Source organism: Hymenobacter saemangeumensis (assembly GCF_039541835.1).
Lineage (GTDB): Bacteria > Bacteroidota > Bacteroidia > Cytophagales > Hymenobacteraceae > Hymenobacter > Hymenobacter saemangeumensis.
Window position 1 is genome coordinate 139,831 of record NZ_BAABGZ010000027.1, and the last position, 16,654, is coordinate 156,484.

At 62.7% G+C, this 16,654-nt stretch carries 12 protein-coding genes; 8 read left to right on the forward strand and 4 right to left on the reverse strand.

Going from position 1 to position 16,654, the window contains the following annotated elements; all coding sequences use genetic code 11:
• Positions 1–92 precede the first annotated feature (92 nt).
• Entirely contained in the window at positions 93–944 is an 852-nt protein-coding gene (surE, locus tag ABD919_RS12435; protein WP_345236340.1) for a 5'/3'-nucleotidase SurE, read from the reverse strand.
• A gap of 197 nt (positions 945–1,141) precedes the next feature.
• Between surE and ABD919_RS12440 the strand changes: the two genes are divergently transcribed.
• The 7 genes from ABD919_RS12440 (at position 1,142) to ABD919_RS12470 (ending at position 10,271) form a co-directional block, all read left to right on the forward strand.
• Positions 1,142–1,567, forward strand: coding sequence for a DoxX family protein (locus tag ABD919_RS12440; RefSeq protein WP_345236341.1), 426 nt, complete (start codon positions 1,142–1,144; stop codon positions 1,565–1,567).
• Between the two features lie 120 nt (positions 1,568–1,687).
• A complete protein-coding gene (locus ABD919_RS12445; RefSeq protein WP_345236342.1) occupies positions 1,688–3,427 on the forward strand; it encodes a M14 family metallopeptidase in 1,740 nt (579 codons plus the stop codon).
• A 65-nt stretch (positions 3,428–3,492) separates the two neighbouring features.
• Positions 3,493–5,481 (forward strand): FG-GAP-like repeat-containing protein, encoded by a 1,989-nt coding sequence (locus ABD919_RS12450; RefSeq protein WP_345236343.1) that lies wholly within the window; start codon positions 3,493–3,495, stop codon positions 5,479–5,481.
• A 127-nt stretch (positions 5,482–5,608) separates the two neighbouring features.
• On the forward strand, positions 5,609–7,618 hold the full coding sequence (locus tag ABD919_RS12455; protein WP_345236344.1) for an FG-GAP-like repeat-containing protein: 2,010 nt from the start codon (positions 5,609–5,611) through the stop codon (positions 7,616–7,618).
• 442 nt (positions 7,619–8,060) lie between these two features.
• Positions 8,061–8,978 carry an alpha/beta fold hydrolase gene (locus ABD919_RS12460; protein WP_345236345.1) on the forward strand — a complete coding sequence of 306 codons (918 nt, stop codon included), beginning with the start codon at positions 8,061–8,063 and terminating at the stop codon, positions 8,976–8,978.
• Positions 8,979–9,166: 188 nt separating this feature from the next.
• Positions 9,167–9,676: an RNA polymerase sigma factor gene (locus tag ABD919_RS12465; protein WP_345236346.1), complete on the forward strand. Its 510-nt coding sequence runs from the start codon at positions 9,167–9,169 to the stop codon at positions 9,674–9,676.
• Positions 9,666–10,271 carry a hypothetical protein gene (locus ABD919_RS12470; RefSeq protein WP_345236347.1) on the forward strand — a complete coding sequence of 202 codons (606 nt, stop codon included), beginning with the start codon at positions 9,666–9,668 and terminating at the stop codon, positions 10,269–10,271. The genes ABD919_RS12465 and ABD919_RS12470 overlap by 11 nt, the downstream gene beginning before the upstream one ends.
• Before the next feature lie 100 nt (positions 10,272–10,371).
• On the opposite strand, the gene ABD919_RS12475 is transcribed toward ABD919_RS12470, so the two are convergent.
• Together ABD919_RS12475 and ABD919_RS12480 are read right to left on the reverse strand one after the other, a co-directional pair.
• Positions 10,372–11,895 (reverse strand): sigma 54-interacting transcriptional regulator, encoded by a 1,524-nt coding sequence (locus tag ABD919_RS12475; RefSeq protein WP_345236348.1) that lies wholly within the window; start codon positions 11,893–11,895, stop codon positions 10,372–10,374.
• 437 nt (positions 11,896–12,332) lie between these two features.
• On the reverse strand, positions 12,333–14,423 hold the full coding sequence (locus ABD919_RS12480) for a histidine kinase dimerization/phosphoacceptor domain -containing protein (protein ID WP_345236349.1): 2,091 nt from the start codon (positions 14,421–14,423) through the stop codon (positions 12,333–12,335).
• 357 nt (positions 14,424–14,780) lie between these two features.
• Here ABD919_RS12480 and ABD919_RS12485 point away from each other — a divergent pair, with 357 nt between their 5' ends.
• Positions 14,781–15,746 (forward strand): c-type cytochrome, encoded by a 966-nt coding sequence (locus tag ABD919_RS12485; protein WP_345236350.1) that lies wholly within the window; start codon positions 14,781–14,783, stop codon positions 15,744–15,746.
• A 277-nt stretch (positions 15,747–16,023) separates the two neighbouring features.
• On the opposite strand, the gene ABD919_RS12490 is transcribed toward ABD919_RS12485, so the two are convergent.
• Positions 16,024–16,440 carry a hypothetical protein gene (locus tag ABD919_RS12490; RefSeq protein WP_345236351.1) on the reverse strand — a complete coding sequence of 139 codons (417 nt, stop codon included), beginning with the start codon at positions 16,438–16,440 and terminating at the stop codon, positions 16,024–16,026.
• Positions 16,441–16,654: the final 214 nt, after the last annotated feature.

Consider the following 16,654-nt stretch of genomic DNA (forward strand, 5'->3'; position numbering starts at 1 on the left):
GTAAGAGCGGATTTCAGGTCCATGTACTGCGTTATCAGTGGAGCATTACAAACATTAATGGGCAGGTTTCCAGCCGGTAATTTTCCCAGGCTTTAAGGATTGGCCGGGCCGTAATCTTCGCCGGGCATGGGCTGGGGTGGTTCGGCGGCGGCATTCACTTCGGGCAGGGGCAGCTGCCAGGCCTGGCTGAGCTGCTCCAGGCCCCGGTAAGCGGTGAGGTCGAACTGGCAGGGCACCACCGACACGAAGTTCTGCGCCAGGGCCCATTCGTCGGTATCGGTTCCGCTGTCGAGGTTGAGGAAGGTCCCCTGCAGCCAGTGATAAGGCCGGCGGTAGGGGTCGAGGCGGGTGTCGAACTCCTCTTGCCATTTGGCCCGGGCCTGGCGGCAGAGGCGCAGGCCGGCAATGGGACGGCTGGAATTTTTGGGAATGTTAACGTTGAGAGCCGTGCCGGCCGGTATGCCATGGTCGAGGGCATGGCGGCACACCTGGCTTACCCACTCATCGACGTGGGAGAAGTCGGCGTTGTGCCCGTAGTCGCCCAGCGAGAAGCCCACGGCGGGCAAGCCTTCGATGGCCGCCTCAATGGCCGCCGACATGGTACCGGAATACAGCACGTTTACCGAGGCGTTGGAGCCGTGGTTGATGCCCGACACGACCAGGTCGGGGTTGCGGTCTTTCAGAACGTGGTGCTTGGCAATTTTCACGCAGTCGGCCGGGGTGCCCGAGCACTGGTAAGCCTCCACTTCGGGCCCGAACACCGAGCTTTTATCGAGGCGCAGGGGCTGGCCGATGGTGATGGCGTGGCCCATGCCCGACTGCGGGGAATCGGGAGCTACAACTACCACTTCGGCCCCCAGCCCCCGCACAATACGCACCAGATTGGCAATGCCGGGCGCCGTGATACCATCGTCGTTGGAAACCAGAATCAGGGGACGGGACATGGGTTTTGAATTATGAATTATAAATTATGAATTATGTATTGGGGTTCTTCGCAAGGGAGGGCAAAGGTAAGCCGAGCTTGTAAGCGCCGGAGCTGCTAAAACGTTTTTCCTGCGGAGCAGCTTTTACTGCGGCCTTCCGTACTTCAGTCACCTGCACTGCCGCACATTTCATAATTTCTCATTCACAATTCCCTTTAATGCTGCTTTCCAACCATTACCGCTTCCACGACTTTGGGCTTCTGATAATGCGCGTCGGGCTGGGCATCATGTTTATGGTGCATGGCTATCCAAAAATCACGGGTGGCCCCGAGATGTGGGCCGGTCTGGGCGGGGTGATGGGCCAGGTGGGGTTGGGCTTCGCGCCCGCTTTCTGGGGCTTGCTGGCGGCGCTGGCTGAGTTTGGCGGCGGGCTGCTGCTGGCCCTGGGGCTGGGCTTCCGCCTGGCTTGTTTCGGGCTGCTGGTCACGATGATAATGGCCACGGTGATGCACCTGAGCGCGGGCGACGGGTTTGGCGACTACTCCCACGCCCTGGAGTCATCTTTTGTGTTTCTGGGGCTGCTGCTGGCCGGGCCGGGGCGCTACAGCCTCGATGAGCGGCTATTTGGCCGTCGTGGGGTGTAAAAATTACAAAGGCGGCCTTCTGGGTGCGCGTTCAATGCCTTAGCCGCCCCCATTTTCGCTGCCGCGAAAAACTCCCCTCCTTACCAAGGAGGGGAGTTTTTCGTTCTTTCCTTTGCGGCCATGCTTTCGCTACTCACTGCCCTGCTCATGACCGCCACCACGCCTGCGCCAGCCCCCGAATGGCGCACCCCATTTGAAGCCAGCACCGGCAACACCACCGCCACCTATGCCGAGTGCTTGGCTTACTACCAGAAACTCGCCGCCGCGTATCCGGCCCAGCTCAGCCTGCGCGAGGCCGGGCCTACCGACTGCGGGCAGCCCATTCACGAAGTGGTGCTGACGGCTAACCCGGCGGCCAGCCCGGCCCGGCGGCCGGTGGTATTTATCCAGAACGGCATTCACCCCGGCGAGCCCGAGGGAATTGATGCCAGCATGATGCTGGCCCGCGACCTGCTGCAGGACAAAAAGCTGCGCCCGCTGCTGGAAGGCCTGACCATCGTGCTGGTGCCGGTGTACAACGTGGACGGCATGCTGAACCGCAACGCCACCACCCGCGCCAACCAGAACGGCCCGGCCGAGTACGGCTTCCGCGGCAATGCCCGCCACCTCGACCTGAACCGCGACTACGTAAAGCAGGACTCGCGTAACGCCCGCACCTTCGCGGCCCTGTTTCAGAAGTGGCGGCCGGAAGTGTTTGTGGAAACCCACACCAGCAACGGGGCCGACTACCAGTACACCATGACCCTGATTCCGACCCAGCACAACAAGCTGGCCCCGGCCCTGGGCGGCTACCTGCAGCAGGAGCTGCTGCCGGCCCTTTACCAGGGCATGGAAAAGAAAAAGTGGCCCATGACGCCCTACGTGAACCCCATTGGGGAGACGCCGGAGACAGGCATCGTGGCCTTTCCCGACCTGGGCCGCTACTCTACCGGCTACGCGGCGCTGTTCAACAGCATCGGCTTCATGCCCGAAACCCACATGCTGAAGGCGTACCCGCCCCGGGTGCGTTCCACCTACGACTTCCTGCTAACCGTGCTCGAAACCGTGCGCCGGCAGGCCCCGCAGCTGCTGGCCGCCCGCAGCGCAGCCGACCAGCAGCTTCAGCAGCAGTCGGCTTTTCCCCTGGGTTGGCAGCTGGATGAAAGTCAGGTTGAAACGTTCCAGTTTAAGGGATACGAGGCCGGGTACAAGCCCAGCGAAGTGAGTGGCCTGCCGCGCCTTTACTATGACCGCAGCAAGCCGTTCACGCGGCCCGTCAAGTACTTCAACACCTACCGGCCGGTGATGGCGCTCAAGCCCCCCCTGGCCTACCTCATTCCCCAGGCCTGGGGCGAGGTAATTGAAAACCTGCAGCGCAACGGCGTAAAGCTGCGCCGCCTCGATAAAGGCCTGACCGGCCCGGCCGAAACCTATTACATCGAGGACTTCAAAACCAGCCCCCGCCCCTTCGAAGGGCATTACCTGCACTCGGCCATTCAACTGGAAACCAGAAGTCAGAAACAGGAAACCGCCCCGGCCGGCGACTACCTGGCCGTGCTGGGCGAGCAGGGCCCTGCCCGTCGCTACCTCGTGGAAGCCCTGGAACCCCAGAGCCCCGACTCTTTCTTCGCCTGGGGCTTTTTCGACAGCATCCTGCAGCAGAAAGAGCATTTTTCAGATTATGTGTTCGAGGACCTGGCCGCCGAAGTATTGCGCCAGCAGCCCGTCCTGCGCCAGCAGCTGGAAGAAAAACAAAAGGCCGACCCCGCTTTTGCCAAGGATGCCGAGGCCCAGCTCAACTGGGTGTACCGCCGCTCGCCCTACTACGAAAGCGGCCACAACCGCTACCCGGTGCTGCGCTGGCAGGGCGCCGTGGAATAAGCGTCTTTGGCTGCGCTACCATTTCCTTCTAGCTTGCGAGTCAATCCATCAAAATCCTTTTATTCATGAAAACACCCGTACTACTGCTAAGCCTGCTGCCCTTGGCGGCCGGGGCCCAGGCCCCTACCCTGACGGCCACCACCCCGGCCCGCAACGCCGTGGCGGCTCCGCGCCTCTCGCCGGTGACGCTCACCTTCTCCGGGCCCGTAACGGGGGCGGCCGACCTGCGCGTGCACGGCAGCCAGTGGCGGGGGCGGCGCAGCGGCACCAGCAGCGGCGACGGCACCAACACCCTCGTATTTCGGCCGCAGCAAGTGTTTGCCCCCGGCGAGAAAGTGAGTGTAACCGTGCCGGCCTCGGTGCGCGGGAGCGGGGCGGGTGGCCAGCCCCTGACCAGGGGGCAGGTGATACAGTTTGTGGCCGCCAGCGGCCCGGCCACCGGCTCGTATGGCACGGAGCAGCGCTTTTATACCGCCCAGAGCAGCGGGGTGTACGCTCCTACCCTGGCCGACGTCAACAACGACGGCAACCTGGACCTGCTGTTTACAAACGCCCAAACGCCACCACTGGGCGTGCTCCTGCGCTTGGGCAACGGACAGGGCGGCTTCGGGGCCCTGACCACGGCAGTAGGCCCCTTTGAAGCGAGGAAGCTGGTGATGGCCGACTTCAACCACGACGGCAACCTGGACCTGGTAGCGGCCGGCTACCAGGGCGCGTACGGCCTGTCGGTGGCTTTGGGCAACGGCCAGGGCAGCTTCACCCCCCGCCCATTCATACCCAACGGGGGCCTCACCACTGCTCCCCAAGTGGGCGACCTCAACGCCGACGGCCACCTCGATGTGGTTGCCGTGGCCTTTGCTTCACAAATCAGCCCCACCCCCGACAATACCCTGCTGGTGCACCTGGGCGACGGCCTGGGCAACTTCACAGCCCAGCCGGGTATGACCCTGCCTTGGAACGGCGGCCTGGCCGACATCTCCCTCAACCTAGTTGACCTCAACAACGATGGCCAGCTGGATTTTCCCTACTTCAACCCCGTGGCTGGCCGGGTAGAAACTTACCTCGGTAACGGGGCGGGAGGCTTTACCTTGGCAACGCCGGCCCCAGCCCCGACCACCACCATCGTCGGCGTGGCCGAGCTGACCGGTGATGGCATCCCCGACCTGGTTTGCGCCGGTCCGGCTAATACCCTCGTTTTGCACGCCGGCAACGGCCAGGGCGGCTTTACCACTACCGCTACGGCCAGCTTCCCGGCCGATGGCCGCCAGGGCTTTCATACGGCTGACGTGGATGCCGACGGCGACCTTGACGTGCTGATTGGGCAGTGGATTGTTCCTGCAGGCGGCTGTTTTCAAAAAATCGTGCGGCTTTGGCACAACAACGGTACCGGCACGTTCACGGCCGGACCGACCCTATCGCAGCCCAGCGGGGAAATAACTACGGGCGACGTCAATAACGACGGCACCCTGGACATGGCAGTAATTGACTTACACGGCGACAGCTTCGGGCCCTACATCGGCGTGCGCCTGAATGCGCCGCTGGCTATGGCCCCTACCCTGAGCAGCTTTACACCGGCCACGGCTCCGGCCGGCACGGCGGTTACCATAACGGGCAGCAACTTCACCGGGGCCACGGCCGTGCTCATCGGCGGCGTACCCGTTACGGGTTTTACGGTGGTCAATGGTACAACCATCACCTTTACCGTGCCGGCTGGCAGCCCCACGGGCCTGGTAACCGTGCTGACGCCCACTGGGCAGGCCACCAGCCCTGCGCCCCTGCGCAACGGCCTGGCGACCCGCGCCCGCGCCAGCGCCTTGCCCGTGCAGCTGTTTCCCAACCCGGCGCAAAGCGTGGTGCAGCTACAGCTGGCAGCTGGCACCAAGGCCGTGCAGGTGGCCTTCTACAATGGGCTGGGGCAGTGCGTGCGGCAAGCCAGCCCGGCCCTGCTGAACGGCACGGCTGCCCTCGACCTGAACGGCCTGGCGCCCGGCCTCTACAGCCTGCGCCTACAAGCTGCGCAGCAAACCGCCGTGCTGCAGCTCGTAGTTAAGTAGCGCCTGTTATTGTCTGGCTTTTGTAAAAAGGCGCTGCCACAGACTTCTGGCAGCGCCTTTTTTTTATAGCCTCTGTTAACTAAAGACGGTTTCTTCTACCTTGCTGCTCAATCAATCTGCCTTCCTCATGAAACACGCCATACTCGTTTGGAGCCTGCTCCCGCTGACTACTCTTGCCCAGGCTCCTACGCTCACGGCCACCACCCCGGCCCGCAACGCCGTGGCGGCTCCGCGCCTCTCGCCCGTGACGCTCACCTTCTCCGGGCCCGTAACGGGGGCGGCCGACCTGCGCGTGCACGGCAGCCAGTGGCGGGGGCAGCGCAGCGGCACGGCCAGCGGCGACGGCACCAGTACGCTGCGCTTTCAGCCCCGGCAGGCCTTTGCTCCGGGCGAGCAGGTAAACGTCACCGTTCCCGCCACGGTGCGGGGCAGCGGCAGCAGCGGCCTGCCCCTGGCCAGTGGCCAGGTACTGGCGTTTCAAGCCGCTAGTGGCCCAGCTACTGGCACGTTCCAGCCCCGGCCCATTATCGGCGACATATACGGCAGCTCAACCGGCTACTACGACCCGCAGCTGGTTGACGTAAATAATGACGGAAAACTGGATTTCCTGCAGACAGACGCGGTGTCTTCTCAAAACAGGGTTCTTATTTACCTGGGCGACGGGCAGGGTGGCTTCGCCAGTCCCCTCAGCACCTACGTCGGCTCGGAACCCTTTAGCCTGGCGGCGGCCGACTTCAACAACGACGGCAACCTGGACCTGATGACCAGCGGTTGGAACGGGGCGGTTGGGCGCTACGTAACGGCCATCGCGCTGGGCAACGGCCAGGGGCAGTTCACCCCGCGCACCACGCTGCCCACTAGCCAAGGCTTGTCCACCAGCAACGGCTTGGCCCAGTCGCCCCGCGCCGCCGACCTGAATGGCGACGGGTACCTGGACGTGGCCTTTTTGGAACACGCCCCGGGTGCATCCGGCCCCGGCACTACAGCCCATACCTCCCTGCTCGTAGGCATGGGCGATGGCCAAGGCAATTTCACCCGCCTGCCCGACCGGCCCCTGCCCTGGGCCGGAACTGGGGGGGCCCGGTTCAGGCTGGCGGACCTCAATAACGACGGGCGCCTGGACCTGTTGTACCACGACCCCAACAACCAATTTGGGGCTTACCTGGGTAATGGGCAGGGGGGCTTTGCGGCTACGCCTGTGGTCACGCCGGGCATCATACCGCAGTTGCTGGTGGACTTTACCGGCGATGGCGTCCTGGATGCGCTGTCCATTTCCAACCTGGATGCCCGCATTCACGCCGGAAACGGGCAGGGCGGCTTCGCTACCACGGGCACCCTGGCCTTTACCCTACCCCGGGCCGTGCACTCCCTTACTACTGGGGATGTAGATGGCGACGGTGACCTTGATGTACTGACTAGCGCGCAGGTACCTAATCCGGGCGGTGGATTTACCCGGGAAGCCCGCGTCTGGATGAATGGCGGCAGTGCCACCTTCACAGCCGGCGTCGTAACCACAGCAGCCTATGGACCTATTACCACGGGCGACGTCAACAACGACGGCACCCTGGACATGGTCATCCTCGATACATATAGCGGCTACATCAGCGTGCAGCTGAATGCGCCGCTGGCCACGGCCCCCACCATGAGCAGCTTCAGCCCCACCGCGGGCGGGGCCAGCTCCCTGGTAACGGTGACGGGCACCAACTTCACCGGGGCCACGGCCGTACTGGTGGGCGGCGTGCCCATCACCACCTTTACCGTGGTCAACGCCACCACCATCACCTTCCTCATGCCCGCCCCCACGCCCGCGGGCCTGATTACCGTGATGACGCCCACGGGCCAAGCCAGCAGCAACCGCCCCTTCCTGCTGGCCACGGCGACCCGCGCCAGCGCCAACGCCTTGCCCGTGCAGCTCTTCCCCAACCCGGCCTCGTCGGAGGTGCGCGTGCTGCTGCCGGCATCGGGCAGCCTGCAGGCCGCCTTCTATAATGCGCTGGGGCAATGCGTGCGCACCACTACCCAGCCCGCCCCGGTTGCCGAAGCCCGCCTCGACCTGCACGGCCTGGCGCCGGGCCTATATACGCTGCGCCTGCAGCAGGGAGGCCGCACGGCTACTCAGCAGCTGGTGGTAGAGTAACTGCAGCCGCTGACTACTCGGTGTACTCTGGTTTGGCAGTTATACCTGGCACGAAGTGGCTTGCGAGAACGAGGTAGAGACGCATACTTGCGTCTCCGGGACTGCGCGGTCAGAACGTCCTTCAATCGTCGTTCAAAGACGAGACTCCAACTGTTAGCTGCGCTCACCTTCGGTTGCGTCTCTACATTCCTCCTGGTGCGTTTCGCCCTCCACTTCGCGCTAAGTATAAAAAGCTTTTATCTCCTTCGTGGACACTGAAGCCTTTCAGGTACTCCCTCAACAAAAAACCTGTTTACCGCGTGGTAAACAGGTTTTTTTGTGGCTTAAAGCGGGAAGAGCAGAATTTTCGGCTCCCGTGAAAAAAAAATCTCTCCAGGCTGTAACAAACCTCACAGGCCGGCATCAGAAAGACAAACCAACCACCACTTACCCTTTCTGAGCTATGAAAACGCTACTGCACACCCTCGCCTTTTCCCTTCTCCTACTGCTGACGGCCGGCTCCTCTGTGGCGGCCTCCACGCCTGCCATTCAGGTGGAGGTTGTGGGAAAAAAGGATGGCCGCCCCTTGCTGCTGGTACCCGGCTACGTGGCGCCCGGCGCCCTCTGGAAAGAAACCGCCGCCACCCTGGGCCGCCGCCACCAGTGCCACGTGGTTACGCTGGCCGGCACCGGCGGCACGGCTCCCCTCACCCTGGCGCCTACCGACTCTTACTACAGCACCTACGCCCGGGCCCTGGCCGACTACGTGAAAGCCAATAAGCTCCGCAAGCCCGTGCTGGTGGCTCACCAGACCGGCGGCATGGTGGCCATGCGGGCCGCCACCGACTTCCCCGAGCTGTTCGGCGGCCTGGTGCTGCTGGAGGCCTTGCCCGCACCCTTTGCCGTGAGCAACCCCCGCCTCACCCCCGACTCGCTGAAGCTGCCGGCCCGCGACCAGCTCCTGGCCATGATGGTGAACCTGCCCCGGGAGTCGTTTCTCAAGCAGCAGAAGATGTTTATCAACACCTGGGTGACGGACACGGCCCAGCAGCGGCGGGTGCTGAGCTGGGCCGACCAGGCCGACCGCAGCACCTGGGCCCACATCGTGTACGAGAGCATGACCACCGACCTGCGCCCGGCCCTGCCGCGCCTGCAGGTGCCGGTGCTGCTGCTGGGCATCTGGGTGGCCGGCAAAGCCGTGCAGCCCGACCTGAGCGCCGCCAAGGTAAAGCCCTTGTTTGAGCGGCAGCTGGCCCAGGCCGGCGCCGGCGCCGAGGTGCGCCTGCACGATGCAGCCCGCGAATTCATGATGCTGGACACTCCTGAGTGGACCATCAGCAACATCGAGCAATATTTGGCTGCCCACCCGGCCCGGCGCTAGTGGCTGCCTTGCACGCTTCTCATGCTGCTGTGCCTTCTTGCAGTATTTAAAAGTTGAGAGTTAAAAGTTAAAAAGCGGACTCGCCTGCCTTTTAACTCTCAACCTTTTAACTCAATCCACAAACAACGAAATACAGCGACTGCTCCAATCCTGCTTGTCTTTAGCTTCGCTGAAACCACACCCCTGGAATGCCCGCCAACACCGTCCTGTTTGATGAGCTGTACCAGAGCCACCGCCGCCGCGTAGCGCGTCTGTGCCTGGGCTACTGCGGCGGCGACGTGGACACGGCCAACGACCTGCTGCAGGAAGTGTTTCTGCGGGTGTGGCTCAACCTCGACCAGTTTCGGCACGAGGCCGCGCTCAGCACCTGGCTGTATCGCATCTGCGTGAACACCTGCCTGCAGTGGGTGCGGCAGCACAAGCGCCGCCCCGAAGCCAGCGGCGAAGCCCTGCCCGACCTGCCCGCCCCGCCCCCCGACCCGCAGGCCGCCCAGCTGGCTCGCCTGCACCGCGCCCTGGGCCGCCTGCCCGAAGCCGACCGCCTCCTGATGATGCTGGTGCTGGACGAGCAGCCCTACGCCCGCATTGCCGAGATATGCGAGCAAACCGAGGGCAATATCCGCGTGCGCCTGCACCGCATCCGCCAGCGCCTGGCGCAGCTGCTGCAAACCTTACCCGATGACGACGATGAGTGCTGATACCGAATTTCCCGACTTCGACGAGGACGCCCTGCGCCGGCTGTGGCAGGCCACCCCCGAGCCGGCCGCGCCCAGCAGCCCGGAGCTACGCCGGCAGCTGACGGGGCGTCGCCGCCGCCTGCTGCTGCAGAAAGCCGGCAGCCTGCTGGCCCTGGTGCTGGCGCCGCCCGCTATGCTGTGGGTGTACCTGACCGTACACCCCGGTCTGCTGGCCACGCTGGGCCTGCTGCTGGCGGGCCTGGCTGTGATGGGTGCCATTGCCCGGCAGCTACTCACCCTGCGGCTGCTCTACACTTTTCCGGCGCAAGACTCGCCCCCGCGCTACCTGGCCCGCCTGCGCGGGCACTACCAGTGGCAGCAACAGTACGGGCTGCGCTTTTACCAGGGCTACGTGCTGCTGCTCAACACCGGGCTGGCCTTGTTCTTCTTCGATACCAACCGCGCCGAGCCGGCCTGGCAGTGGGGCCTGGTCGCCGGAATGGCCGTATTTTCCCTGCTGGTTATCCGCCGCTACAGCCAGCGTTACGCGGCCAGCGAAGAACGGGCCCTGGCCCAGCTGCTGAGTGGGCTGCAGGGGTTTGAGGAAAAGGACTGAGTGGGGGCATGCGCCATCCCGCAACTGCAAAATGCCCCGCGCACCAAGAGGCACGAGGGGCATTTTGGACCTGGCGCGGACTGAAAGCCCGCGCTACTGCTTACCGCCGGCGGCGCGGCTTTTCGTCTTCGTCCTCGTCATCATCGTCCTCGCCAAAGCTGGGCATGGTGAACATGGAGGCCAGCAGGTCTTTGAACTGGGCGCCGGCGCTGAGGCGGTTGCGCGAAATCAGGCTGTACTCGGCCAGGCCGTGCAGCAGGAACTCCATGAGGAAGTAGGTGGTGTCGGCGTCTTCCTTGGGGTGCAGCTCGGCTACGATGTCGCGCAGGCCGGGCACGGCGTCCAGCGCCTTGCGGTAGTCGGCGGTGCTGGCATCGTGCAGCAGGTCGATGGTGTGGCCGTTGCCGAACCACTCCTGCACGGTTTTGTAGGGGCTGGGGCGGCCCTTGAGCTTTTTGGCCTTGTCGGGGTCGGGGAAGTAGTTCAGAAACAGGGTGCGGATGGCCTTGCCCATGAGCTTCTCGGCCACGATGCCGGCCCCCTCCTGCTCGCCCTCGTACACCAGCTCCACCTTGCCGGTGATGGCGGGCACGGCCGAGATAAAGTCGCCCACGCGCACGTAGGTGTTCTTTTCGCCATTAATCAGGGCGCGGCGCTCGGCGCCGGCCACCACTTGCTCGAAGGCCGAGATGGTGAGGCGGGCCGATACGCCCGACTTGGCATCCACAAACTCGGAGCCGCGGGCTTCCACGGCCACCTGCTCCACCAGGTCGTGCACAATCTCGTTCACCGTCACCAGGCCGCGCTGCTCCTCGCGGATGCGGGCCTCCTGCTTGGTGATGCGCTTGCCAATCTCAATGCTCTTGGGGTAGTGCGTGATAATCTGGGCGTCGATGCGGTCCTTGAGCGGCGTCACGATGGAGCCGCGGTTGGTGTAGTCCTCGGGGTTGGCCGTGAACACGAACTGCAAGTCCAGGGGCAGGCGCACCTTGAAGCCCCGAATCTGGATGTCGCCTTCCTGCAGGATGTTGAACAAGGACACCTGAATGCGGGCCTGCAGGTCGGGCAGCTCGTTGATGACGAAGATGCCGCGGTGGGCCCGCGGAATAAGGCCGAAGTGAATCACCCGCTCGTCGGAATATGGCAGCTTGAGCGTGGCCGCCTTGATGGGGTCGGCATCGCCGATGAGGTCGGCCACTGATACGTCGGGCGTGGCCAGCTTCTCGGTGTAGCGCTCGTCGCGGTGCAGCCAGGATACGGGCGTGTCGTCGCCTTTTTCGGCAATAAGGTTCTTGGCAAATACCGACAGCGGCTGCAGGGGGTCGTCGTTGAGCTCGGAGCCGGCCACCACGGGAATGTACTCGTCGAGCAGGTTGATGAGCAGGCGGGCAATGCGGGTTTTGGCCTGGCCGCGTAGGCCCAGCAGGTTGATGTGGTGCCCGGCCAGAATGGCCCGCTGCAGGTCGGGAATCACGGTTTCGTCGTAGCCGAAGATGCCGGGAAATACGTCGTCCTTGTTCTGGAGCTTGCGCACGAGGTTTTCGCGCAGCTCTTCTTTCACAGTGCGGGGCTGGTAGCCGCTGGCGCGGAGCTGGCCCAGGGTCTGAATATTGTCGTGCTTCATGGAATGGGATTGACGGAAAAGGATTTCCGGTTGCAGTAACCGGGAAAGAAGGCTTGAGGTTCAGGCGCAGAGCCGCCGCGGTTGCCCGCCGCACCCTCTAGAAAAGCGCTGCCGGCCTGAAAGAGCCAGGCAAATGCAGAGCACACCGGACCACTGCAGTACGCATGCAGCAGTGGTTCGGCCAATGCTAACCCGCGTTAAACCAAGCCAATCCATCACTGGACATAAAAGGCTTCTTCCCCTGGCTGATGGCGATGGCACCACCTCATTATTGCCTCAGCTCTAAGCGGCCGCTGGAAGGCTATACCATTTTTTTTCGGTCACGCCGGTCTGCGCCCCCTTTTGCTGAAGGCCCGATTTGCAGGGAGCTATTGCCAAAAAGGAACCGCGCTACGCTTGAGAAAATGAGAGGCCGCGAAAGTCAGCGTACCGGGAGCTTAGGCTGCTGCCAGCGCTGCTTCGGGCAAGGCCCGGAAAGTGAGGTAGAATTCCGTACCTGGCCCGGTAGCCGGGGGCCGGACGCCCAAACTGCCTTCGAGCTGCCGGGCCAGGCTGCGCGCCAGGCGCAGGCCCAGCGACGAGGCATTGTCGAGCGAGAAATCGGGGGGCAGGCCCTTGCCGTCGTCGCACACCCGCAGGCAATAGTCGCCGTTTGCGTCGGACGTGAGGAAGATATCGACCCGGCCATTGCAGCCACCAGGGAAAGCGTGCTTAAATGCATTCGACACCAGCTCGTTTATGATTAAGCCCACGGGCACGGCGGTGCTGGTGCCTAAGTGAATACCGGCTGCGTGCACTGTGCATACCACTTCGCCGGCCCCGGCGCCGGCAAAGGCCCGGCTAAGCTGGGCCACCAGCTGCTCCAGAAACGGCTGGAAAGCCACCGAGGCCAGGTCGTCGGACTGGTACAGCATTTCATGAATCAGGGCAATGGATTTCACCCAGCTCTGGCCATCGCGCAGCGCAGCCATCACCGTGGGCTGGGTGCGGTGCGCCAGGGCCTGCAAAGCCAGGCGGCTGGCAATTACCTGGAGGTTGTTTTTCACCCGGTGGTGCACTTCTTTCAGCAGCACTTCCTTCTCGTCGAGCGACTGCTGCAGGCGCTGCTCGGTGCTGGTTAGCACGTGGTTGCGGGCGGCCAGCTCCAGCTCTTTCACCTGCAGCTGGCGGCGGGCCTTACGCTCCAGGTGGTAGCGCCAGTAGGTGCCCGTACCCATCAAGGCAACCAGCACGATGCCACCAATCAGCAGGTTGCGGGCGCGGCGCTGCAGTGCCGCCTTGCCCTGCAGCAGGCTTATCTGGGTTTCTTTCTGCTTGATTTCATACTGCGAAGCCTGGTTGGCCAGCTCCTTCAATTTGGCAACGTTAAAAAGGGAGTCTTTTATCCCATGATACCGTTGCTCAAGCCTGAAGGCATCGGCGTAATTGCCGGCCTCGGCACTGATTTGAGCCAGCTCACGGTAGCTGTCGCCGGCCAGCTTCACGTACCCCGCTGCGCGTGCTATAGTAAGGGCTTGCCGGGCCGCGGCGGCGGCCGGCTTGAAGCGCTGCTGCTTGCAGTACACGCTGGCTGTTTCGTTGAGTACTAAAACGTGTACATCGGGTTGGCCGGCGCGTTCGGCATGCGTAGCTGCCTGCCGCAGGTAAACCAAGGCAGCCGAATAGTCCTGGCGCCCTTTGGCGAGGCCAGACAGGTAGAAGTAACAAGCGGCTACATCACGCGGTGGCGCCGCCTTACCCAAGCGTTGCGCAATGCCCAAGCCCTTTTTCAGGCATTGTATCGCCAGGGAGTCCTGACTTGTGTTGGCGTAAAATGCTCCCAGCGCAGCCCAGGCAGTTAGCTCGGCTTTGGGGTCGGGAAAGCGCTGAAGTACCGCCAGTGCCTGTTTGGCATAGAAGACTGACTTGGCTTTATTTCCTTGCGTACCATAAAGCGCGCTGATGTTGCTCAACAGGTTGACGTAATGGGAGGCGTAGCTGCGCTCGGGGTGTTGCTCGCCAATTTTTAGCCCTTTCAGGTAAGCCTGCAGGGCTTGGGCGTAGTGCCCTTGCTGCTGGTAGGTAAAGCCCAGGTTGCTGTAGTCGCGCAGGGTTAACGGGTTTACCGCCAGGCGAAGCTGGGTGGCGAGGGCAAGCTTGAAGAGCCGCAGCGCGTCAAGCTGGTTGTTTTGCTGGCTTTCTATCAGCGCCAGCTGCCGGTAGCTATGCGCCAGGGGCCTGGGCAGGTCCAGGCGCGTGCTTAGGTCGCGCGCCATCATGAAATAGCGCTGCGCTTCCGGCAGCTGGCCTTGCCCCTGCAGGGCGCGGCCCAGATGGATGTACACGTCGGGCAGCAGCTTCTGGTGCTGTGGAATAGTCTTGGCCAGTGTCAGCGACTGCCGTGCGTATTGCAGCGCCTCCCCGGGATTCGTGGGTAGGATGGCGCGTGATTTCTCGAGAAGCACCCGCACTCGCGCCGTATCGGTAGCAGCCAGCCGCGCTGCGCTTTCCGAAGAAGCGGGTCCTGACTGCCCGTACACCGGTGGCATGGCCCTGCAGGAAAGCCAGGCGGCCAGCAATGCAAGCGCTAGTCGTAAGGGTCTAATCATGTAGCCAAAAGGAAAAGTCAGAAATTTTTCTAAGTTATAGGGTTCTCAACCATTGGCTCAGCAGAACCCCTTCGGCACCCGGCATTTAGCCGGCTGGGCGCCGAAGCGGGGGTGTTTGTATCAGTAAAGCCCATAAGCAGCTATGGCAAGCTGGTGCCTGGATAGAAGCACAATGCTTGCGGTGCTATAAGGTGGTGAAATTCATGCCTGAAGCTAAATATTTACTTGCTATTGCCCTCACCACCGCCTTATTTGCGCCTGCTTTCTCATTATTCATTCTTCTTTTTCTGCAAAAACATGAAAAAAGTATTCCGCATCTTGGGCCTGCTGCTGGGCGTATTTGTGCTGGCCGTGGCCGGATTTGCCTCTTACGTGGGCATCAGTGGCATTCCCAGCTACCAGGTGCCGGCTTACAGCACCACCATCGTATCGACGCCGGAGCGGGTAGCCCACGGTGAAAAGCTGGTGGCGGCCTCCTGCGCCGACTGCCACGTCGACCCCAAAACGGGTAACCTGAGCGGGCAGCTCCTGCGCGACCTGCCCAAGGAGTTTGGCAATATCTACTCGGCCAACATCACCCGGGACCAGGCCCACGGCATCGGCAGCTGGACCGATGCCCAGGTCGTAACCCTGCTGCGCACCGGCATCGGCCCCGACGGCCGCTTCCGCATCATCATGCCCAGCTTCGTGCACATGTCCGACGACGACGTGGCCAGCATTGTGGCCTTCCTGCGCTCCGACCACAACTGGACCAAGGCCAACCCTGCCCCCAGCCATGCCCAGGAGCCTTCCTTCCTGTCGAAAGCCCTGGTGAATACGGTGATGAAGCCCGCGCCCATGCCCTCGGCCATCATCACGGAGCCCGTGCCTACCGATGCCGTAGCGCTGGGCCGCTACCTGGTGGTGGGCCGCTACAAGTGCTACGACTGCCACTCGGCCGATTTTAAAACCAACAACAACCTGGAGCCCGAAAAATCGGAAGGCTACCTGGCCGGTGGCAACAAGATGCTGAACCTGCAGCAGCAGACCGTGGTGACCCGCAACCTGACCATGGACCCCGAAACCGGCCTCGGCGACTGGACGCCGGAGCAGTTTGCGCAGGCCGTGCGCTTCGGCATGTCGCCCCACGGCCCCCTGGCCTACCCCATGCCCAAGTACTCGCGCCTCACCGATGCCGAAGCCAGCGCCATCTGGGCCTACCTGCAGAAGGTGCCCAAGATTAAGAACGCCACGCCCGAGGATGGAGCCACGGCGCGGCTTTAAGCAAGTAGTGACCTTTCAAACGGCAAAAGCTCCGCGTCCTCAGCCGAGGGCGCGGGGATTTTGCTTTAGGCCCCCGACCCTTGGCGGGTTGTAAGCATTGGTACTGTCAAAGCGGGGTAAACAGCGAAACGTACTAAAACGGAGTTTACGAAACTCATCTCACTTGCCTGTTTCCTAAACTTTAAATCGCAGAAGGGTTTCTTAAACTTTTCTAAACTGGCAGCGGCCTATTGGCAGCTGGTGCTGGGCTGCTGCTGGCAGTTTGAGAAATGGAGGGTTATTTGAATGGCCATTTAGACGCCGCATTAATCGGGGCCTGGTACCAGACGGCACCTTTCAGGGCGCGGGCCACGGCCTCCAGCTCGTCCCACGCTTGGGCCTGTATCTCATTCCGTCCTCGGTTTGCGGGCATCACCACCGGTACAGCGGGGTACCTAACCGAATCAGGGTAGTGAATCACCCCTCGGACTACCAAGTACTGTCCGAACACGCGCACCTCAATGGTCTCCTTGGCAAAGGCATACTGCTGAACAGGCCGAGGCACTGTTTTCAACCGGTGCGCGGCGGGCTCGGGACGTAGCAGCTGGTACCCCCGGGCCGTAAGCACCCGCGCCGCGCGTGCCCAAGCCAGTGCGCCGCTGTCGGGGACGTGCACCACCAATTCGTTGGCGCCGGAAAAGGGCGTACGGGACAAAGAAGGATACTGAGCCCAGGCTGGACACGGGGCAAGCAACGCAACGACGTGCCACAGCTTCATGGCAGGAAGGTAGCGACTGTTCACGAAAAGGGTGGTGCCCTAAACTTAAGCCCGTTTGGTAAAAGGAGGGTGGCTGTTGCAGAACTCGGCTTAAATTGTTCTATTGCTGAGTAGCCACTTGGCAAGCGCCCGAGTTGGCGCTTCGGTGCAT